18 protein-coding genes and 1 pseudogene are annotated in these 20,842 nt (G+C 62.4%); 3 read left to right on the plus strand and 16 right to left on the minus strand.

What is annotated here, in order from left to right; all coding sequences use genetic code 11:
- Window positions 1-844: pseudogene (gene speA / locus C2I19_RS22560) on the minus strand (biosynthetic arginine decarboxylase); the annotation flags it as partial.
- 469 nt (window positions 845-1,313) lie between these two features.
- Between speA and astE the strand changes: the two are divergent.
- Complete coding sequence (gene astE / locus C2I19_RS16875; protein WP_103903824.1) at window positions 1,314-2,297, plus strand: succinylglutamate desuccinylase; 984 nt, start codon at window positions 1,314-1,316, stop codon at window positions 2,295-2,297.
- Between the two features lie 57 nt (window positions 2,298-2,354).
- Here astE and flgL read toward each other — a convergent pair whose 3' ends face one another.
- Genes flgL through flgB form a run of 11 tightly spaced genes read right to left on the minus strand, consistent with a single transcriptional unit; the run spans window position 2,355 to window position 12,376 of the window.
- Window positions 2,355-3,281 (minus strand): flagellar hook-associated protein FlgL, encoded by a 927-nt coding sequence (gene flgL / locus C2I19_RS16880; protein WP_103903825.1) that lies wholly within the window; start codon window positions 3,279-3,281, stop codon window positions 2,355-2,357.
- Between the two features lie 24 nt (window positions 3,282-3,305).
- Window positions 3,306-5,081: a flagellar hook-associated protein FlgK gene (flgK, locus tag C2I19_RS16885; protein ID WP_103903826.1), complete on the minus strand. Its 1,776-nt coding sequence runs from the start codon at window positions 5,079-5,081 to the stop codon at window positions 3,306-3,308.
- 48 nt (window positions 5,082-5,129) lie between these two features.
- Complete coding sequence (gene flgJ / locus C2I19_RS16890) at window positions 5,130-6,068, minus strand: flagellar assembly peptidoglycan hydrolase FlgJ (protein WP_103903827.1); 939 nt, start codon at window positions 6,066-6,068, stop codon at window positions 5,130-5,132.
- A 46-nt stretch (window positions 6,069-6,114) separates the two neighbouring features.
- Window positions 6,115-7,212 (minus strand): flagellar basal body P-ring protein FlgI, encoded by a 1,098-nt coding sequence (locus C2I19_RS16895; protein WP_103903828.1) that lies wholly within the window; start codon window positions 7,210-7,212, stop codon window positions 6,115-6,117.
- Between the two features lie 20 nt (window positions 7,213-7,232).
- Window positions 7,233-7,913, minus strand: a complete 681-nt coding sequence (locus tag C2I19_RS16900) for a flagellar basal body L-ring protein FlgH (RefSeq protein WP_103903829.1) — start codon at window positions 7,911-7,913, stop codon at window positions 7,233-7,235.
- 29 nt (window positions 7,914-7,942) lie between these two features.
- A complete protein-coding gene (flgG, locus tag C2I19_RS16905) occupies window positions 7,943-8,725 on the minus strand; it encodes a flagellar basal-body rod protein FlgG (protein WP_103903830.1) in 783 nt (260 codons plus the stop codon).
- 34 nt (window positions 8,726-8,759) lie between these two features.
- Window positions 8,760-9,500 (minus strand): flagellar basal body rod protein FlgF, encoded by a 741-nt coding sequence (locus C2I19_RS16910; protein WP_103903831.1) that lies wholly within the window; start codon window positions 9,498-9,500, stop codon window positions 8,760-8,762.
- 19 nt (window positions 9,501-9,519) lie between these two features.
- On the minus strand, window positions 9,520-10,761 hold the full coding sequence (gene flgE / locus C2I19_RS16915; RefSeq protein ID WP_103903832.1) for a flagellar hook protein FlgE: 1,242 nt from the start codon (window positions 10,759-10,761) through the stop codon (window positions 9,520-9,522).
- A gap of 41 nt (window positions 10,762-10,802) precedes the next feature.
- Entirely contained in the window at window positions 10,803-11,525 is a 723-nt protein-coding gene (locus C2I19_RS16920; protein WP_158253746.1) for a flagellar hook assembly protein FlgD, read from the minus strand.
- A gap of 21 nt (window positions 11,526-11,546) precedes the next feature.
- Complete coding sequence (flgC, locus tag C2I19_RS16925; RefSeq protein WP_103903834.1) at window positions 11,547-11,957, minus strand: flagellar basal body rod protein FlgC; 411 nt, start codon at window positions 11,955-11,957, stop codon at window positions 11,547-11,549.
- A gap of 5 nt (window positions 11,958-11,962) precedes the next feature.
- On the minus strand, window positions 11,963-12,376 hold the full coding sequence (gene flgB, locus C2I19_RS16930) for a flagellar basal body rod protein FlgB (RefSeq protein ID WP_103903835.1): 414 nt from the start codon (window positions 12,374-12,376) through the stop codon (window positions 11,963-11,965).
- Window positions 12,377-12,623: 247 nt separating this feature from the next.
- Here flgB and C2I19_RS16935 point away from each other — a divergent pair, with 247 nt between their 5' ends.
- A complete protein-coding gene (locus C2I19_RS16935; protein ID WP_103903836.1) occupies window positions 12,624-13,421 on the plus strand; it encodes a response regulator in 798 nt (265 codons plus the stop codon).
- A gap of 92 nt (window positions 13,422-13,513) precedes the next feature.
- Here C2I19_RS16935 and C2I19_RS16940 read toward each other — a convergent pair whose 3' ends face one another.
- Window positions 13,514-14,341, minus strand: a complete 828-nt coding sequence (locus C2I19_RS16940; protein WP_103903837.1) for a hypothetical protein — start codon at window positions 14,339-14,341, stop codon at window positions 13,514-13,516.
- Window positions 14,342-14,417: 76 nt separating this feature from the next.
- Window positions 14,418-15,863, minus strand: coding sequence for an EAL domain-containing protein (locus C2I19_RS16945; protein ID WP_103903838.1), 1,446 nt, complete (start codon window positions 15,861-15,863; stop codon window positions 14,418-14,420).
- Window positions 15,864-16,354: 491 nt separating this feature from the next.
- Between C2I19_RS16945 and C2I19_RS16950 the strand changes: the two genes are divergently transcribed.
- A complete protein-coding gene (locus C2I19_RS16950) occupies window positions 16,355-17,674 on the plus strand; it encodes a DEAD/DEAH box helicase (protein WP_103903839.1) in 1,320 nt (439 codons plus the stop codon).
- Window positions 17,675-17,742: 68 nt separating this feature from the next.
- On the opposite strand, the gene C2I19_RS16955 is transcribed toward C2I19_RS16950, so the two are convergent.
- Together C2I19_RS16955 and C2I19_RS16960 are read right to left on the minus strand one after the other, a co-directional pair.
- Complete coding sequence (locus tag C2I19_RS16955) at window positions 17,743-19,422, minus strand: glycoside hydrolase family 9 protein (protein WP_233201246.1); 1,680 nt, start codon at window positions 19,420-19,422, stop codon at window positions 17,743-17,745.
- 34 nt (window positions 19,423-19,456) lie between these two features.
- Window positions 19,457-20,668 (minus strand): ROK family protein, encoded by a 1,212-nt coding sequence (locus tag C2I19_RS16960; RefSeq protein ID WP_103903841.1) that lies wholly within the window; start codon window positions 20,666-20,668, stop codon window positions 19,457-19,459.
- Window positions 20,669-20,842: the final 174 nt, after the last annotated feature.

Genomic DNA, 20,842 nt, shown 5'->3' on the forward strand with positions numbered 1-20,842 from the left:
CGACGTCGACATGATCCACCGGCATGCCCAGCGCTCGCAGTTCGGCGAAATAGCGGATGGCTTCTCGGAAGCCGATGCGGTAATCCGCGATATTGGCGATCTGCGAACCCATGTGGAAGTGCATCAGGCGCACGCAGTCGGCCATGCCGGCCGCAGCCAGCTTGTCGGTGGCGGAAATCAACTGGCCAGCGGACAGGCCGAACTTGCCCTTCTCCCCCCCGGTGTCGGACCACTTGCTGGAAGCCAGCGAAGACAGGCGCACGCGCAGGCCGATATTGGGCTTGATGCCCAGCTTGCGCGACTCCTCGATCACCAGCTCCACTTCGGATTCTTTTTCGATGACGATGAACACCTGGTGGCCCAGGCGCTCGCCTATCAGGGCCAAGCGGATGAATTCGCGGTCCTTGTAGCCGTTGCAGACTATGGTGCATCCCTTGGGCGCCAGCGCCAGCACCGCCATCAGTTCCGGCTTGGAGCCGGCTTCCAGACCGATGGAGACGTCGGGCGTAGCGATGATGCTCTTGACCACCGCCTCTTGCTGGTTGACCTTGATCGGATAGATGGCGGTGTAGCGGTTGCCGTAGCCTTGCTCGGCTATGGCCTTGTCGAAGGCGCCGCACAGGCGGGCGACGCGGTCCTGCAGAATATCCGGGAAGCGGACCAGCAGCGGCAGGTCCAGGCCCTTGGCGCCGAGCTCGCGCACCAGGCGGTACAGATCGATTTCCTTGTGCTGGCGGACATTCGGCCGCACAACGACGTTGCCGTTGTCTCCGACGTCGAAATAACCAGCCCCCCAATGCCGGATGCCATACAGGCTCCGGCTATCAGCCACAGACCAAGCCATGAGTTTTCCTCTCAGAACTTATGATGGATAACCCCGCTCCTTAGTGCACGGCTTTCGGGCTCTACAGCTTTTATGTGGGCCTGGGATGTCGGAGCGAAACAGAGTGAATTGTAGTTGTTGCACAGCGCAAACGAGCGCGGATTGTAACAACATCAGGCTGATTGACAAGTAAAAAAATGTACCTGAAACATCATTGCCGCCAGTCCATGCGCATGCATTCCTTGCCCGCGTCGACACGATGAAAAAATCCCCGCCGAAAAACAATGAATTGCGCGTCAAACCCGCGCCCAGCCATGACATGCGCCTGCCAGCCACTGAGACTTTCATGCTGCGGATTTTACACGCTTGGAATGTATTTTTATCAAATACGCAACACCCGCCCGCGGACCGATGCCGCCCCGCCGCATGACGCGCCGGCGGCATCGCGCTTACAATTCCCAAACCATTGACCCGCCCTTGCCCAAACGCCATGAGCCGATTCCTGCAATACGCCCTGTCCTCCGCCCCCGCCAATGAAACCTGGACACTGTCCAGCGGCCTGTCCGCCCGATGGCTCGCCCCCGGCTGCGTAGCTATGGACGCGGGCAGGGACGATGCCGACTCCGTGCTGCTGTCCTGCGGCGTGCATGGCAATGAAACCGCGCCCATAGAAGTGGCGGATGCCATTCTCCACGACCTGGCCACAGGACGGCTCGCCCTCAACTGCCGGCTGCTGGTGATGTTCGCCAACCTGGAGGCGATCCGCGCGGGAGAGCGTTACGGCGAATACGACATGAACCGTTTGTTCAATGGCGCCCATCGCAAGTTGCCGGAGCTGGTCGAATCGCGCCGCGCCGAGACCCTGGAAAGGCTGGCCGCCGATTTCTTCTCCGCCGCCAAGGCCCGTCGCCTGCACTATGACCTGCATACAGCCATTCGCAGCTCGGTGTTCGAGAAGTTCGCCATTTACCCCTATTTGCACGAGCGCGAGCATAGCCGGGAACAACTGGCCTGGCTCCAACAGTGCGGCATAGAAGCGGTCTTGCTGCACACTCAGCCGGCCAACACTTTCAGCTACTACACCAGCCGCCACTGCGGGACCGACGCCTTCACGCTGGAACTGGGCAAGGCCAGGCCTTTCGGCAGCAATGATCTGTCCCGCTTCTCCGGCATAGACAACGCGCTGCGCCGGCTGCTGTCCCAGCCGCGCGCCGCCGTCGCGCCTCTACAGGCGGACGGCCTGCCGCTGTTCCGCGCCAAATATGATTTGGTCAAACACAGCGAGGCCTTCCGGCTGCATTTGGCCGACGATGTGGAAAACTTCACGCTGCTGGCAGATGGCATGCTGATCGCGGAGGACGGCGAAGTCCGCTACACGGCAACAGGCGGCGCGGAGCGCATCCTGTTCCCCAATCCGACTGTGAAGCCAGGCCTGCGCGCCGGCATCGTGGTCGAGCCCGCGCAGCTGGATTGATGGCAAGCAAAACGGGCCGCATCGCGGCCCGTTCGTTTGACTCAGCCATTCGCGGCCTCAGCTCGAGATGTAATTGAACAGCGAAAGCTGCGCCACCTGGGCGTAAGTTTTCTGCGTGTACTGCAGCGAGGTTTGGGTCATGGTGAAGTCGGAAATCGCCTTGGCCATGTCCAGGCCCTGCAAGTCGCTGATGCCGCTATTGTATTGCAGGCCCAGGCTTGTGCTCATCGACTGCAGATTGGCGTTTTCCTGCTCGCGCGCGCCTACGGAAGCTTGGCTCACCGACAACTGTTGCGTCGCGTCTGAAATCTGGCCAATGACAGTGCCGATTTGGGTACTGAAATTCGCCGGACGCGGATTTTGCCCCAGCAGTTTATAGAGATTGACCAGGGAGTCCAAAGCGCCGGTCGGACTACCGCCGGGCGTGCCGAACACGGCATTGCCGGGGTCGGATATCGTCATGGTGCGCGACGCCGCCACCTGTACGCTGTGCTGGCCATTGTCGCCGTTGTAGGTCACCGCGGGCACCGCGTTCAGGTCCACGGTGAATGGCGCGACCGTCACTTGATTGCCGCTGAACAGATAGCTGCCGTTGCCGTCGGTGGCGTTGCCGTAGCCCGCCAGCTCGTCTATCCCTTCGCGCACCGTCTGCTGAATCTGCTGCAACTGAAGCGTGGACAAGGAGCCATTATTGGCATGAATGGCCTCGCTCTTCATCGAATTCATCAGGTTGATCGCGCTGTTCAGCGTAGAGTCCGACAATGACAACCAATTCGCGACCGAGTCTGTATTTTTCTGATATTGCGAATTCTGACCATTGGCCGAGTTCAGCAATTCAATGCGAGCGGCGGCCACCGGGTCATCAGAAGGCGTCACCACCCTCTTTTGGTTATCGATTTGCGTGTTCACCTGCAGCAAATTGGCCTGCAGGTTGGACATATTGTTTACCCCTGACTGATACAGGGTGGAAGAGCTGATTCGCATCGCTTCGCTCCTTGTCGCTTACTTCTACATCATGTTCAGAATACTGGAGAACGTGCTCTGCGCAATCTGAATCACCTTGCTGCAGGCCTGATAGGACTGCTGATACTTGATCAGACTGGCGGCTTCCTGATCCAGATTCACACCGCTGGCGTTGGAGTTATTGGTTGTCGCCTGCTCCAGCGATTTCTGCGCTGCGGTATTCTGCAGATTGGACGTATTGGTCTGGTTGCCAACCGACGCGACCATGGACGAATAATACGTCTGATACGACTGATTGTTAACCAGTTGCTGGTTCTGCTGCGCTGTCAATTGCCGCAAATTGTTGCCATCGCCCAAAGACTGCGTGCCTGCGGCCTGCTTGCCCACGCTGAAAGTCTGCCCGGCGACCGGCGCGCCGGACAATTGGAAACCGACGCCGACGTCCACCGGCGGAACCGCCGTTGTTTGCAATTTATAGCTATTGGGCAACGAAGGGTCCACCGTCACTTTGTATGGCCCGCCGCCATTCGCGCCGGCAATGGTAGCCGTCATCGTCACCGGATTGCCCGCCGCGGTAATCGTCATGCCAGTCAAACCGGTTGACGGATGCTGGGCGATAGGCGCGAACGTCGGCGGCGTCGCATTGAGCCCCGCTGAGTAATTGCCGGGCAAAGTGGACCATACGCCGCTCATGGTCACGCCGGTGCCGCCCGCGGTGCCCGTCGGCACCAGATTCGATGCGGCAGCCACCGACTTCGGATCGGACATCACCACGGCGAACTGGCCGGCCGCGTATTGCGGATTGGCCGCCAGCGCGGACAGATCTTTGAAAATGGCTCCACCGGGCTGTCCGTTATAGTCCATGCCCAGCTGGTTCTGATAATTCATCGCGGCGGAGAAATTGATCGCCAGCGTACCCAGCTGATTCTGGGTCTGCACCAGCGCGTTGTCGCGAAAATTCAGCAAGCCGCCCAGCTGTCCGCTGGAAAGCAGGCTGTCCGGCAGCACGGTGAGCGTATTGTTCGGGTTCGTGAAGCCGACCTGCACATTGGCGGGATTGCTCGGATCCGCCTGCGTGCCCAACTGGTTGACGATGGTGCCGGAAACCAGCGATTGACCCGAGCCGATATAGACGGAATAGGAGCCGTCGCTTTGCTTGGTCACCGACGCGCCCACCAGCTGATTGAGCTGCAGCACGGCTTGGTCGCGCTGATCCAGCAAAGTGTTGGGCTGCGGCCCGTTCTGATTGCCGCCGGTCGACGAGCCGATCTGCTGATTCAAACCGGCGATTTGCTGCGCCAGCGCATTGATGCTCTGCACCGTGGTGGAAATCTGGCCATTGGCGCCCTGCTGCATCTGCACCAGCTGCGAGTTCGCCGAGGTGATCTTGGTCGCCAGCGCCTGCGCCATGCTGAGCACGTTCTGACGGCTAGGCAAGGACGAGGGCTGCTGCGTCAGCGTCTGCATCGCGCCGAAAAAATCCTGGATCGCCACGCTGGGACTTTGCGTCGTGTCCGCGATCATATTGTTGATCTGAGCCAGCTGCTGGGATTGGGTCGTATAGTAGCTGCTATTGGTCTGAGCCGTTTGCACCTGGGTGGCCAGAAACTGATTGTAACTGCGCTGCACGCTGGTGACATCGACACCCTGCCCCAAAAAGCCAAACCCGGCATTCTGCGGGATGCGCCCGGCTTGCGTGATGTATTGCGCGGTATAGCCGGGCGTGTTGACATTGGCGATATTGTTGCTGGAGACGGACAAGGCATTTTGCGCGGCGTTCAAGCCGCTCAGTCCTATCCCGAAAATATCCACTCCGACCATGATTAGCCTCCCCTTAGTCCTTTATCGGCCGCCTGGCGCTCAGCTTGATCACGCGCCGGCCACTTGCTGCGCCAGAGATGCCGCCACGTCGACCAGTTTGCGCGCGTAGCGCGGGTCCGTGGCGTAACCGCCGGACTGCAAGCCATGGGCAAAGCCGTACATGTTCTGCCCCTGATTCAATACATTGCGATAACGCGGCGAGCTCTTGAGCAGTTGCGCGTAATCGGAGAAAGCCTCGCTATAGGAGCCGTAGGAACGGAAGGTTTCCAGCTTTTTCTGCGGCACGCCGCCGCTATATTCGGTAGTCATCACCGTGGCGGTCTTGCCATGCCAGTCCGAGCCCGCCTTGATGCCGAACAGGTTGTGGCTGTCCGTGCCGTCGCCATTGCGGATGGCCCGCTTGCCCCAGCCGCTTTCCAGCGCGGCGTGCGCCACCACGCACTCCGGCGCGACGCCCAGCTGCTGCGCAGCCTGCCGCGCATGCGGCAGCAACTGGCTGGCGAACGCCTTGCCACCCGTTGCCTGCGACTGCGGCAGGGCCTGAGCGATGGTTTCCTGCGCATCCCGGTAGGCCTGGGTCACTCGCTGTCCAATCGCCTGGGCGGTCAGGCTTGGCCCCTCGTTCTGCAGAGGAGGAGATTGACTGGCATCCGCGGATTGGCCCGACTGGCGCAGCAATTGGCGGTAGATCATATCGCCCAGCCCCATGCCGCCGCGCGCGCACAGGCCCTGCACCAATTGCTGGTCAGCCATTCCCTGATAGGTATCCATGCTGTTCGACTGCTCCGACTCGTCGAAATGCGTTTCACGCATCGTTTTCAGCATGGTGCCCATCAGCAAGGCCTCGAACTGCGAGGCGGCCTGCTTCGCCGCCGCCTGCGGGTTCTGGCTGGCATCGGCCTTCAGCTTTTGCAAGCTGGTTGGGTCTATGGCCAACTGGCGGCTGAGCGCATCCTGAGGCAGAACGCCCTGAAACTTCATCGTCATCACTCACTCCTTAGCATGCATAGGACAGCAAAAAACATGCCAGAAGTTAGATGATCTGTAGATCCGCTCTCAGCGAACCCGCGGACTTCATCGCCTGCAAGATGGAAATCAGGTCTTGCGGCGTCGCGCCCAGCGCATTGAGCGCATTGACCACCTGCGCCAGATTGGCGCCGCCCTTCAAGCCCACCACCTTGCCGCTGGTGCTGTTGATGGTGATGTCGGCCTGATTGGTGACGGTGGTCTTGCCGCCGGATAGCGGATTGGGCTGGCTGACCTGCGGCGTGTTGTTGATGGTGACTGACAGGTTGCCATGCGAAACCGCGCAAGCGCCCAGCGTCACCGCCTGGTTCATCACGATGGAGCCAGTGCGGGCATTGATGATGACCAGAGGGGAAACATCTGCCGGGTCGACGGCAATATTTTCCATCCGCGCCAGAAACTGCACCCGCTGATTGCTGTCGTACGGCGCCCTCACCTCGATCAAGCGGCCATCCACGGCGCGCGCCGTATCGGGACCAAACACCTTGTTGATGGCCTGCACCGCGCGGTTGGCAGTGGTAAAGTCCGCATCCTGCAGTTCAAGATGAATGAACTCGCCATCTCCAAGCGAGGTTTGCACTTCGCGTTCCACTGTCGCGCCGCCAGGAATGCGCCCTACGCTCAACTGATTGATCTGAGTGGAGCTGCCGCCGGCGGAGGCCCCCGCGCCGCCTACCACTACGTTGCCCTGCGCCATCGCATAGATCTGGCCATCCGCACCCTTCAACGGCGACAGCAGCAGCGTGCCGCCCCTCAGGCTCTTGGCGTCGCCGATGGACGAGGTCGTCACATCCAGCGCCTGCCCCCGCTTGGCGAACGGCGGCAAGGTGGCCGTCAGCGTCACCGCCGCCACGTTTTTCGGATCCACCTTGGTGCCCGGCGGCACCTGCACGCCCAACTGGTTCAGCATATTGATCATCGCCTGGCCGGTGAACGGCGACGATGTGACCTTATCGCCGCTGCCATCCAGACCCACGACCAAGCCATAACCTATCAACTGGTTGGGACGAACGCCGCCGATATTGGCGATATCCTTCAGGCGCTGCGCCGACATGGCTGGCAGCGAAGCCAGCAGCAGGCTGGCCAGCACAATCCACTTCTTCATCATTTCATCCCTGTCGCGCTTCAGATCGGCAGCAGCGACATGAAAATTTTCGACAACCAGCCAGGCTCGTTGTACAGGCGGTTATTGCCCTTGGTCTCTTGCTCGATGCGCGCGTCGGACACCTTCAGCGAGGAGATGGTCCGGTCGGGCGAGATGTCCCGCGGATTGACCACGCCGGACAGGCGGATGGACTCGGTATCGCTGTTGATGCGGACTTTCTTCTCGCCGCTGACCTGCAGGTTTCCGTTGGGCAGCACGTCGATCACCGTGACCGTGATCGAACTGACAAAAGTGGTGGCCACCTGGCTGTTGCCCTTGCCGGTATTATTGGCCGAGCCGGAACTGCCGAAGCTGGTGCCCCCCAGACCGCCGGCCAGGCCAGAAGGCAGGAAGGGAATCTTCACGCCGGCATTGATGCTGGAGCTAAGCGAGGAGGTCCGGGTGTCGGTGGTCTGCTCCGACTGCGAGGTCGACGAGTTTTCCTGGATCATAATCTGCAAAGTATCGCCCACCTGCACCGGCATATTGTCCTGAAACAGCGGACGATAGCTGGCCGCCTGGAAGATCGAGCCATTGGCCGGCAAACCCGTAGACCGGGGCTGCGGACGAGCCGTGGTAGGGGTCTGCACCAGCGACGGCTCCTGCACCGCGCATCCGGCCAGCGCCCCTGCTGCTGCCAGCGCCATCCATAAACCTTTCATCGCCGATCTCCCGTCACGCCATGCTGCCATTACAGATTGCTGAGCTTCTGCAGCATTTGGTCCGCGGTAGTCACCGCGCGCGAATTCATTTCATATGAACGCTGAGCCGTGATCATGTTTACCAGCTCCTCGGTCACATTGACGTTGGACGACTCCAGAAAGCCGGAACGAATGGAGCCGCGATCATCCGTCATCGGATTGCCGTCCTGCGGATCGCCGGAGGCCCCCGTCTGCAGATAGAGGTTGCTGCCCAGGCTTTGCAAGCCCTGCGGATTGACGAAGGTGGTCAGCTGTATCGTGCCCGCCGTTTGCGGCGCCGTGGCGCCGGCCAGCGTGTACTGCACCACGCCCGCCGCGGATACCGTGATCTGCTGCGCGGTAGCCGGAATATTGATGTTCGGATTCAGCGGCAAACCATCGGGATTGACGACGTCGCCGTTAGGGTTGCGTTGAAACTGGCCATTCCGGGTATACGCGGTGGTGCCGTCAGCCTGCAACACGCGGAAGAAACCGTCGCCTTCAATTTGCAGATCCAGCGACTGACCGGTTTGCTGACCGGGCCCCTGCGCGAAGATCCGGGTGGACGCGACCGCCGCCGCGCCGGTGCCGACCTGCAGACCCGTGGGATTGGCGTTGCCGTTGGCCAATTGCCCGCCCGGCTGGCGCAAGGTCTGATAATACAGATCCTCGAATACGCCGCGGCTGCGTTTGAAACCTATGGTATTGACGTTGGCCAGGTTGTTGGACACCACGTCCAGTTGATATTGACTGGCGTCCATGCCGGTCTTGGCGATATACAGTGCGCGCATCATGGCGATTTACCTATTCTTGTCCGTTTGCCTGCCGTCAGCTTGTAGACAGCAATTGCGCAGCCTGCTGATCGTTTTGCTGCGAAGTCTGCATCATTTTGACATTCAATTCATACTGGCGCCCGTGCGAGATCATTTGCACCAGCGCATCCACCGAGTTGACATTGGACGCTTCCAGCGTTTCCGGCACCAGTTTCACATCGGCGCTGGCCGGCAGCGTGCCGCCGCCATTGACATGAAACAGCCTGTCTTCGCCCTTGTAGACGTCCTTGGGACCGGGATTGACCATCTTGATCTGGCCGACCAACTGCGGCGTGCGATTGGTGCCGGACAACGGAATGGCCAGCACCGAGCCGTCGGCGCCAAGCTGGACCTGCGAGCCGGACGGCACCGTGATCGGACCACCGTCGCCCATGATGGTCAGGCCGGTACGGGTACGCATCAGGCCGTTGGCGTCCAGTACATAACCACCGTCTCGGGTGTAGGCTTCCTGGCCGTCCGGCCCCTGCACCGCAAAGAAGCCCGGAGAACCCAGGGCGAAATCGGCCGGATTGCCGGTATGCTGCAGCGCGCCCTGGCTTGCGTCGAAACCTATGGTGTTGTCCACCACATAGGTGCGGGTGGGCGCGCCGTCGCCCACCACCGGCAAGGCGCGGAAAGCCGCCAGATCGGCCTTGAATCCATTGGTGTTGACGTTGGCCAGGTTATTGGCGGTCGTGGCTTGCTGCCACATCTCATGCTTGGCGCCCGTCATCGCCAGGTACAGCACTCTATCCATTTATCCGCATTCCGTCCGCTTAGATGTTCAGCAGGGTCTGGATCAGCGTGTCCTGCGTCTTCACCGTTTGCGCATTGGCCTGGTAGTAACGCTGGGCTGTGATCATATTGACCAGTTCATTGGTCAGATTGACATTGGAGTCTTCCACCTGCCCCGACGCGATGGTGCCGGTATTGCCGGAACCGGGCGCGTTATTGGTCGGCCCGCCGGAATTGCCGGTCTGCTGCCACATATTGCCGCCGATATCCTGCAGCCCTTGCGGGTTGGGGAAGGTGGCCAATGCCACCTGGCCTATGGTCTTGGTCTGGCTATTGGAGAACGTGGCCTGAATCAACCCTGTGCTGCCTATGCTGATGCCGGTCAGCGTGCCGGGCGCAGCGCCATCCTGGGTGGCGCTCAACGTGCCCGAGGTCTGGGCGATTTGCGTCGAATGGGTGAAATCCACCGTCACGGTCTGAGGCACCGCAGCGCCGTTCAGCGCGGCCGGCGTGAAAGTCAGCGCCACCGGCGCATTATTGGTCAGCACGCCGCTGGTATTGAAGCTCAGATTGAAAGTGTTAGGGTTCGGCGCGGAAACCGCCGCGCCGTCGACGTAGGCGCTGACCGACCAGGTATTGCCGGCGGCCGTCGGATTGCCGGTCGAGTAATACAGCGTCAACTGGTGAGAATTACCCAGACTGTCATAAATGGTCTGGTTATTACTCCAGGTATACGACTTCGGATCAGCCGGATTGTTGACAGGGGCATCGACCGGCGGCGTTTTGGTGGAGTCCAGCTGCACGGCCATATTCAGCTTGCTGGTCGGCGTCGGCGGAATCGAGGTATTGGTCAGTTGCAGCTTGCCCACGGGGCCCTGCGCGACATTGCCGGCATTATCCGCCGTCCAGCCCTGCAGAAAATTGCCCGCATTGTTCACGATGTAACCTTGGCTGTTGACCTGAAACTGGCCATTGCGGGTATAGGCCAACGTGCCGTCGGTCTGCCCCATGATGAAGAAGCCGCTATTATTGATAGCCAGATCCAGACTGCGGCCTGTGGTATCCAGGTTGCCGCCCGTCATGTTCTGCGTCACCGCGGCCACTTGCACGCCCAAACCCGGCGTCGTGGCAGACAAGCCATACAAGCTGCGGCCATACAAATCCGCGAACTCCGTGCGCGAACTCTTGAAACCCACCGTATTGGCGTTGGCGATGTTGTTGCCTATGGTATCCAGCTGCACAGACGCGGCATTCAGACCGCTCAAACCTTGTTGAAAGCCCATTTTTCAATTCCTCGATTCGACTCGATAGACAGCAAGGTCCATCAGGACATCTGCGCCACGCCGGACAGCGGCACTTGCGAATTATCCGGCAACACCAGCATGGGCGTGCCGTTTGCCCAGGACACCGCCTTCACCTGCTGCGTGTTGTACGCGGCGGCGGTGGTGGAGCCGCTGGCGCTGGACTGCGTCACCTTGACCTGGAAAGTGTAATTGCCGGCCGGCACGGCATTGCCGTTGCCGTCTGTGCCGTCCCAGCTGAAAGTATTCAAGCCCGAGGCCGGATTCGGCTGGGTAATGGTATTGACGACGTTCTTGTTCTTGTCCAGCACGCTGATCTGCATGGACGCGGCCGGCCCGCTCAGCAACACCCCGGCCTGGGTCTTCTGCCCCGCCGCCGGCGAAGGCAGGCTGTTGCCGGCCACCAGGACATTGCTGCCTATCATGCTGGCGGCCATCATCGACTGGGTGGCGCTTTGCGACGTCAGCAATTGCTGCATCGTCTGGTTCAGGGTTTGCACGCCCGCCACTTGGCTGATCTGCGCCATCTGGCTGGTGATCTGGCTGTTGTCCATCGGATTGAGCGGATCCTGCGCATTGAGCTGAGCGGTCAGCAGCGTCAGGAAATTGTTTTGCATGCTCTGGGCGCTGGTAGCGGACAAAGTATTGCCGCTACCCGACCCATTGGCGGCCTGGATGCCGCTGGCGCCCGGCACTGTCGCGCTATTCAGCGGATTGTAATTAAACGAGGTGCTTGCGGTGGCCATTGCCGTCATCCTTAACGAGTGTTACTGACCTAGCTGCAGCGTCTTCTGCAGCAGCGTCTTGGCGGTGTTCATGATTTCTACGTTGTTCTGGTAGGCGCGTGAGGCCGCGATCATGTCGGCCATTTCTTCCACTACATTGACATTGGGCATGGTCACATAGCCGCGCTCGTCCGCCAGCGGGTTGCCCGGTTCGTACTTCAGCCGCGGCGGACTCTGGTCTTCCGCCACCGAGGTCACGCGCACGCCGGCCACTTGCGGCTGCGCGCTGTCCACCGGAATCGCGGTGAACACCACATGCTTCCCCTTGTACGGCTGGCCGGTGGAGCTGGTGGCGCTTTCCGCGTTGGCGATGTTGCTGGCCACGACGTTGAGCCGCATCGACTGCGCCGATAGCGCGGAGCCGGAGATATTGAACAGATTCGACAGGGACATTTAGCTTAACCTCCGTTGCCGCTGCCCTGGATGGCGGCATTGAGGCCGCCGATCCGCTTATTCAAAAATGCCAGCGTAGTTTGGTATTGCAGGGCATTGTCCGCGAACGCGCCGCGCTCCACGTTCATGTCCACTGTGTTGCCGTCCAGACTGGGCTGCACCGCGCTGCGATACTGCAGCGGCACTGCGCCTGCGCCGGCAGCCTGGCCAGCGATATGCCGCGGATCGGTCATCGCCATGGACAGCCCGCCCTGCTTGTCCGTCTGCGCCTGCAAGGCCGCCTTGAAATCGAAATCCACAGCCTTGTAATACGGCGTTTCCGCGTTCGCGATATTGCTGCCTATCACTTCTGCGCGGTAGGCCTGCAGGCCCAATGCGCGCTGCTGGAAATCGAAATAGTGGGCAATCTTGTCTAACATGAAGCCTCTCCTTGCTGGCCCGCCTCATCAAGCATGAAACGTGCCAGGAAAAAACATTCGCCAAGCCTTTGATTTTATGGACTCCACCGCCCCGACGGCAAAACGCCGCAAGCGGCAGCGGCAAAACTTGCCGCCATGATACCCGCAGACCGCGACTTCCGCCCGTGCAAGGAATTTGCTTGCCGGCAAAGCCAAATCGTGCCAAAACCGTCAATAATGCAAAAAAGGGAAACGTAGGAGCGCTGTCATGCTGGCCCTGGAAGAATTGTTGATCACGCTGGCGGAACCCTCGCCGGTGCAAGCCCAAATCATCACCAAGTCGCTGCAGGAACTGGGCGCCACGCAGATAGAAATCCACGCCGGCGGCGAAGAGTTGATCCGACAGGCGCGGGAACGACGCCCCAATCTGGTAATCAGCGCCTATTATCTGCCGGACATGACCGGCAGCGATCTGGTCCAGGCGCTGCGCGACAGCGCGGATCTTTACGACCTGCCCTTCATCCTGATCAGCAGCGAAACCAATCCCGAGCGCCTGGAGAACATCCGCCAGGCCGGCAGTCTGGCCATCCTGCCCAAGCCTTTCGACAATGCTCAGCTGGCCCAGGCCATGCACAGCGCGCTGAGCTTCATCAATTGCTCCAGCCTGGGCGCCGAGGTGGACGCCGACATGGCGCTGATGAGCGTGCTGATCGTCGACGACAGCAGCACTTCGCGCCATCACATCCGCCAGGTGCTGGAAAAACTGGGCTTCGAGCACTTCTGCGAGGCTGCCAGCGCCGAGGCCGCCATGCCTTTTCTGGAGCAGGAGCCGTTCAAGCTGATCATCACCGACTACCACATGCCCGGCATCAACGGTCTGGAATTCGCCAGGCGCATCCGCGCCAGCAATCTACAACCGGACACCCCCATCCTGATGATCACCAGCCATAACGCGCAAGCCAGCGCCGAGGCCCTGGAGGACGCCGGCATCGCCGCCTGTTGCGAAAAGCCGTTCGATATCGAGCGGATGCGCGAACTGGTCCGCCAACTGCTCAACGAGTACTAGACAAGGAGCCAGCCAGCACTCCGCCCGGCGGACGAACTGGCTGACCTTGCGCCAAGCGATGCCCTTCCGCCCGTCGCTAGTCTCAGATGCGGCTAGCGCGGCGCCACCCACACCAGGCGCGAGTGCGCCTTGTCCTCGCCGAAAGACTGCCGGCGCCAATAGCCTTGCGCCTCATACACCGCGGCCTCATCCAGCTCGTCGACGCGGCAGAACGTAATCTCGCCGAAACCGCCCTTCAGCAACTGGCCGCGCGCCTTTTGCCGAGTCTTGGCGCAAGTCGGATGCGTCGCGGCGGCCACCCAGTCTGCCGGCGCGGCAGCCTCCCACTCTTTGCTCAGATTGAGCTTGGGCTGGGTCATCATGGCCAGGCCATTCAGCACCGACGACAGCAATGCGTGCCACTCCGCAGCCACCTCCGCCAACTGCGGCGCCAGCTCTCCGGGATACTCCACCCTGACTAGCTCCACCTGATCCGCGGCCTGCAGCCAGCTCACGCCATCCGGCGCAAAACCCATGCGCACCAGCGTCAGCAACAAGGCCCTGCGCTCCGGCTGATGAACGATGAAGGCGCCCCCCTCGCCTGGCACATGCAGAAAAAAGGCATCGGCCGGCAACATCAGCGTATCCGGCAGATTAGCCGGCTGGCACGTATTCGCCAGCGCCGCGGCTAGGCCTGAGTCCAGATGCGAAACCACGCGCCCCTTGCGCGCGAAATGCCCCCAGGCCTCGGCCAGCGCCAATTCCGTCACGATGGCCGATTGAGGAATGTCGAACACCTGCGCCGCTCGCTCCAGTTCGCGCTTGATCACATCTTTCATCTGCGCTCTAGCCTCCGCGGCCTGAACGGTTTGCGCGTAAAGCTGGGCCACCCGCTTGGCCCAGGGCCTAGTGGCGGCATAACGCTGCACGGCGTATTGCATCCTTCTGATTCCTTGCGAAATGAAAAAAAGGCGGCATTGTAACAAACGCCGCCGCGCCGCCCAAGCCGCACGCCATTCACCCTCGCCGCCCGCCCGCAGTCTCGCGCCCAAGCGACGACTTCCTGTCTTCCACGATCCCGGAGTACAGCCATTGCCGGAAATGGTTGAGCGTCATCGGCTTTCCAAAATAAAAACCCTGCAGCAATTCAAACCCTTTGACGCTCAGATAGCTCTGCTGCCCCTGCGTCTCCACGCCCTTGACGATGATGCGCGCACCCATCCGCTCCGGCCTCAGCAACACTTCCTCCAGCGCATTGCCGCGCAGGCAGTCCCGCCCCAGCGTCGAAACAAAACCCCTATCCACTTTCAGGAAATCAAAGCCCCAGCGTTGCAAATAGGCTTGATCGGCATAGCCGGAACCGAAGTCGTCCAGCGCCAGCTTCACCCCCTGCCGCCGCAGCGCGCTGATCACCTCCAGCGTACCGGCATCCTCGAGCAGCGGCGCCCGCTCCGATACATCCAGCACCAGCGTCGCCTGCTTCTCACGCAGCACCGCCAGCAACTCCCGGCAATCCTCCAGCAGTTCCGGCATGGCCAGCGATTCGCTGGCCAGGTTAAAGGCCACCATGAAACCAGGCGGCAATACGATCTGGCGCAACTCTTCCGCCGCGCGCGCCAGCAGGTAGCGCGTCAACTCGGCGATCAGGCCCGCCTCGATCGCCGCGCGAATGAACAGATCGGCCCGAATGCCGCCCTGGGCCGGATGTCGCCAGCGCGCCAGCAACTCCGCCCCCACGCACGCGCCGCCGGATGCGGTGACGATGGGCTGGTACAACAAGGAAAACTCCTGATTGCGCATGCCTTCCAGGATTTCCCACTCGCTGGCTCGCCGCGAGCCCGCTCCGCGCCGCAGCCAGGATGCCAGCGCCGCTCCCAGCCCCAGCGAAAGCAGCCCGCTTTCCGCGTCTGCCCAGCCCGCGCCCCAGCCATCCGCGCGGGCGCTAACCGACAAACCCGGCGGCAAACCCGCCACCGGAACGCGAACGCCGCGTCCCCCGGCATCTCCCGCCGCGAAATCCAGCTCGACGCCGGCCGCCCGCGCCTGGGCCTTAGCGATGCCCAGCCAATCCGGCGCGAATGCCAGCGCCACGTCCCCCACACTTCCGCGCCAGCGCAAACCGGCGGATGCCAAGCTCCATCCCGAGGCGGGAATGGGCTCTTCCCGCGCGGCGCCTAGCGCGCAGCTTCGCCCGCCCTCCGCCAGCCAAACGCCTGACACGCCAGGCAGCCTGGCACCGACAGCCGCCCATGCCACATTCGCTCGGACACAAGCAGGCGCATCCGGGCGCACCGCCGCCAGCGCGGTCAAGGCCTCGAATGCCGGCGCCAGCCGCAACGAGGCCTGACGCGCCAGCGCCAAGGCCTGGCCCCTGGCCTCAGCCTCCCGCCCCAGCTCGCCCCGCCACAGCGATACGCCCGCCACCGGCAAGGCGACACAGACCATCGCCAGTCCATAAACCATGGCCGGACGGCTTTGACACGCGCGTCGCGACAGCCTTTGCGCCCACCCCATACTCCCTCCCCAAGCGCTGCGCCGCGGCCTCGCCAAACGCCGCGCATCCAGCTATATCAGTGTAGCGAGCGCGCGCATATTGGCCAGAGCCCCCCGACTCCAGCCCGGATTTTTTACGAACACGGCCATTCAAGCCGCTAACAATCAAATACTTATGCCGGCAAATTGCCGAAAACTGTTGCACAGGCCATTCATTTACCGTATAGTCCGGCCTCTTGCATTTCCACCGGGCAAACCCACACCACGCCTCTGCCCGAGTGTGTTTTCATCGTCCCTGACCCTTTCCAGGCTTCGTCCAAGCAATAATGTCGCTTTCGACTGGACCGCTGTTCGCCGCTTGCCAGGTTAGTGCCGATGATTTACGGCCAAAAGGCGCCGTATAACCGCCACGAAATCTGGCTACAAGTGACGCCGGCATCATCCGGCCTGAAAGGACATACATGAATTTTTCCGATCTGGGCATCGCCCCGACCATCCTGCGCGCTCTGGAAGCTGCCGGCTATACCTCCCCGACCTCGGTTCAAGCTGAAGCCGTCCCGGCAGCCATCGCCGGCCGCGACCTGCTGGTATCCGCTCAAACCGGCAGCGGCAAGACCGCGGCCTTCCTGCTGCCCGCGCTGACCAAGCTGTCCGAGCGCTCCACCGGCAAGGGCCAAGGCCCGCGCGTGCTGGTGCTGACCCCGACCCGCGAACTGGCGCAACAGGTTGAAAAGAATGCTCTGGAGTATGGCAAGGACCTGCGCTGGATGAAGACCGCCTGCCTGGTGGGCGGCTCCTCCTTCGGTTTCCAGATTCGCGCCCTGTCCCGCCCGATCGATCTGATCGTGGCGACTCCGGGCCGCCTGATGGATCACATGCGCTCCGGCCGCATCGACTTCTCCCGCCTGGAAATGCTGGTGCTGGACGAAGCCGACCGCATGCTGGACATGGGCTTCATCGATGATATCGAAGCCATCGTCAAGGCCACCCCGGAATCGCGCCAGACCGTGCTGTTCTCCGCCACGCTGGACGGCATCGTCGGCCGCATGGCTGAAAAGATGACCCGCGACCCGCAGCGCATCGAGATCGCCCGCACCGAAACTTCCGGCGGCACCATCGAAGAGCACCTGCTCTACGCAGACGACCTGAACCACAAGCACCGCCTGCTGGACTACATCCTGAAGGAATCCGGCTTCGACCAGTGCGTGATCTTCTCCGCCACCAAGGCGTACACGGAAGAACTGGCCGACAAGCTGTCCGACCAGGGCTATTCCGCCGCCTGCCTGCACGGCGACATGCCGCAAAGCTGGCGCAACCGCACCCTGAACGACCTGCGCCGCGGCCGCATCAAGGTGCTGGTAGCCACCGACGTGGCCGCCCGCGGCATCGACGTGCCGACCATCACCCACGTGGTGAACTTCGACCTGCCGAAGCAGGCTGAAGACTACGTGCACCGCATCGGCCGTACCGGCCGCGCCGGCCGCGACGGCACCGCCATCACCCTGGCCGAGTCCAAAGAGTTCCACAAGGTTCGCCGCATCGAGCAGTACCTGAAGCGCCAGATCACCGAAGGCGTGATCGACGGCCTGGAACCGACCCGCCGTCCGCCGAAGGGCCCGCGCCGCAATAACAGCAGCAAGGGCGGTTACGGCGACCGTCGCAATGCCGGCGGCAACAGCCGCGGCGGCTATCAAGGCAACCGCCGCGAAGGCGGCTACCAAGGCCAGCGCCGCGAGGGCGGCTATCAGGGCAACCGCGGCCCGCGCAGCAGCGCCCAGTAATCAGCCATCGCGCGCCATGCAAAAACGCCACCGCATCATCGGTGGCGTTTTTCATTTGCGGCGCCGCCTTATGGTCTTGTCGGGCGATTCGCCAACGCCAGGAATAGCCAGGCTCCATGCGGCAGCCACTGCTCGCTCCAGCGCCAGGACTGGCTGATGTCAGTCTCGCCGGGCAGGAGAAAGGCAATGCCGTCATCTCGCCCCGGCTCGGCCGTGATGCCGTTGCACACGCCTCCCGGCGCATTGAAGAAGCCAGGCTCGTACTGCGGATTATTGCGGCCATGACCCTGCCACATGCACCGATCGAAGGGATTGCGCCCCAGCATCCAGTCCACTGCCGCTTGGCCGTAATCACTCAGCGCCGCCGCATGCTCCGGCCAGCGCCGGGATGCCTGCCAGGCCGCCGCCGCCAATGAGCCCAGACGGGCGTTTTCGCCCTGCCACCAATAGCCGCTGGCGTTGCGCTGCGGCATGAAAAAGCGCGCCGCGCCGGCCTCGCCGGGCTGCTGCGCCCACTGCCGCGGATAAGCGAAGGGGTTGCCCGGTTGCGCCGTGCGCTCCAACTCTCCGAGCAGGCCATACAGCCAACCCTGCTCCACCGCCTCGGCATACGGCCCTTCGGGCAGCGCATCCAGATAGCGCGCCAACGCGAGATAAGGCAGACCGGCATCGGAGGCGTGGCAGAAACTGCGCCGCTTCTCGTTGTCCAGCCAGAACCAGCCGGCGTCGTGCTGGCGATCCAACAAGCAGGCCGCGCGCTCTGCGGCCGCATCGGCGTACTCCGCCGCGCCGCAGGCGGCATAAAGCTCGCAAGCCGCCAGCAGGCCGCAGTAATCGTCTATCAGGTTTTCGCGGCCATCATTCAAATAAGCCAGGCCTTCCTCCTGCAGATGCGCGAAGCCGCGCCGCGCCGCCTCCAGATAGCGCTCGCGAGAGAACTCGCCATCGCGCGGCAAGCGCGAAGCCGCCGCCAGCGCGGCGATGGCCATGCCGCCGCCCTGACGCCAGCCTGCCTGGCTCGATTCGGAGCGCAGGCCTTTCTGCGTGGAATACGAGCACAGGCTGCGGCGATTCTCGTCCTTGCTCCAGCCATCGAACAGGGTCTGGTAGAAAAAGCCGGACTCGTGCTGCATGCGCAGCAGGAAATCCGCGCCGTGCAGCGCTTCGTCGACGATGCGCTCGTCGAACCATTTGCCATGACTGGCCAGACCGTCCCGCGCGCGGATCAGGCTCCACGCCAGCAGCGGCGTCTGCTGCGGATTCAGATGATTGGCGTAGGACAGATGGCTCAGGTACTTGGAGCAATCCCCAGACGCGTCGTACCAGCCGCCATGGACGTCGCGCCGCTCGGCGCCGCCCTCCCGCGGCGCGGCGCGGTCCGCCGCGTCGTACAAGCCGCTGCAGCGCTGCGACTTGAAATAGAACAGCAAATCCGACAGCAAGGCCGGGCCATACAGCGAGTCCACCACTTGAAACGGCGCCGACACCACGGGCGGCGCGCTCCCTTCCAGCCATAACTGGTAGCTGCCAGGGCCACGCAAACCGCTTATGTCCGCCAGCCAGTAATGGCTATCCGGCCAGCCCTCCGCCGGCCCCAGCGCATGCAAGGGGCTGCGCATGGCCACCCGCCCCTTGTCATCCAACGCCGCAACGGCATCCACCACGGAGCCGGCAGCGCCTTGCAGCAGCACTCGCTTGGACGCGCCGGCCTCGAAACCCAAATGATTGAACAGGAACCGCATCGCCATGCCCGCCTCCCTCAGAGATGGCCGCCCCTCGCGTTCAGGCGCGGCCGTTTTTCAGCAAGACTTCATACTGCGGATTGAATTCGTCAAAAATCGGCAGGGCCGCCGCGCCCAGCGCCACCACGTCGCGCCCGGCGCTGCCCAGCCGCAGCCGCTCGCCGTCGCGATGGCGAATGGAAACCGGCAGGGGATGCAGCCGCCGCACCAGCGCGTTCAGCCAGCGCGGAGGCAACAGTCCGCCTATCACCACCGCCTCTATGTCCAGCAAGGACTCCAAAATATTCACTGCCTGCCGCAGCGGCTCCGCCGCGCTATCCAGCCAGCGCTCGCCATCGCCGTCCAGCGCCAGGCCGGCCAAATGCTCCGGCGTGGCCAAGGCGCCATCCGCCAGGCCCAAGGTTTCATACAGCGCCTGCAGCGACACATAACGCTCCAGGCAGCCGCGGTTGCCGCATTCGCACGCCCTGCCGCCCGGCGCCACTATCATGTGGCCCACTTCGCCGGCATTGCTGCGCCCCCCGGTGTACAGCCGGCCGTCCAGAAACAGGCCCGCGCCCAAGCCGGTGCCGACGAACAGATAAACGAAGTTCCGCAACTGGCTGGCCATGCCGTACAAGCGCTCTCCTATTGCCGCCGCGGTGGCATCCTTCTGCAGCAGCACCGGTATGCCCAGCGCCCGGCTCAGCGCCCGGCCGTCAATCTCTTCCCAGCCCGGCAGCGTGGTCGGCCCCACCGACGTCATGCCCTCCACGCCAAACGGCCCCGGCATCACGAAACCCGCGCCCAGCAACCGCGACCAATCCAGGCCGGATTCGCGCCGCAACTCGTCCCGCAGCTGATCGATCAAAGGCAGCGCCGCAGCGGGCGTGGCCTGCGGCAACGCGCGCTCCGCCCGCGCCCTCACCCGCCCCGACAGATCCGACACCACGGCGATCACGCCCTGATGATCCAGATGCACGCCCATGGAATACGCGCCGTCCGGATTGACGCTCAGCGGCACCGCCGGCTGGCCGCGCGCGCCGTCGCGCAGCGGCGAACCGGCAAGCAGCATGCCGGCATCCAGCAGTTCGGCTGTGATATTGGACACCGTCTGCGGCGTCAACGCGGTCAGCCTGGCCAGGTCTGCCCGCGTCAGTTGCCGATTGAGCCGTACGGTTTCCAGCACCGCGCGCCGGTTATGGGAGCGCGCGTGTTCGAGATTGGTGCCGGAGACCGTCAAGGCATCCGGCAGGGTGGCTTGGGATTTCATGGCCGCCAGTATCGCAAGCGCCACGCCATGCGGCAAGCCGACGTCATTGCATAGCCCATTTAAATAAATCAAGTTGACAAAATAAATCCACAATGGCCTACTGGCAAGAATCCATATGTCATTTTAAAATGAGCGGGCATCATGCACATACCCAGCGCGTATCGAATAGGCGTG

Origin of the sequence: Chromobacterium alticapitis, assembly GCF_002924365.1 — a bacterium.
Classification (GTDB): Bacteria; Pseudomonadota; Gammaproteobacteria; order Burkholderiales; family Chromobacteriaceae; genus Chromobacterium; species Chromobacterium alticapitis.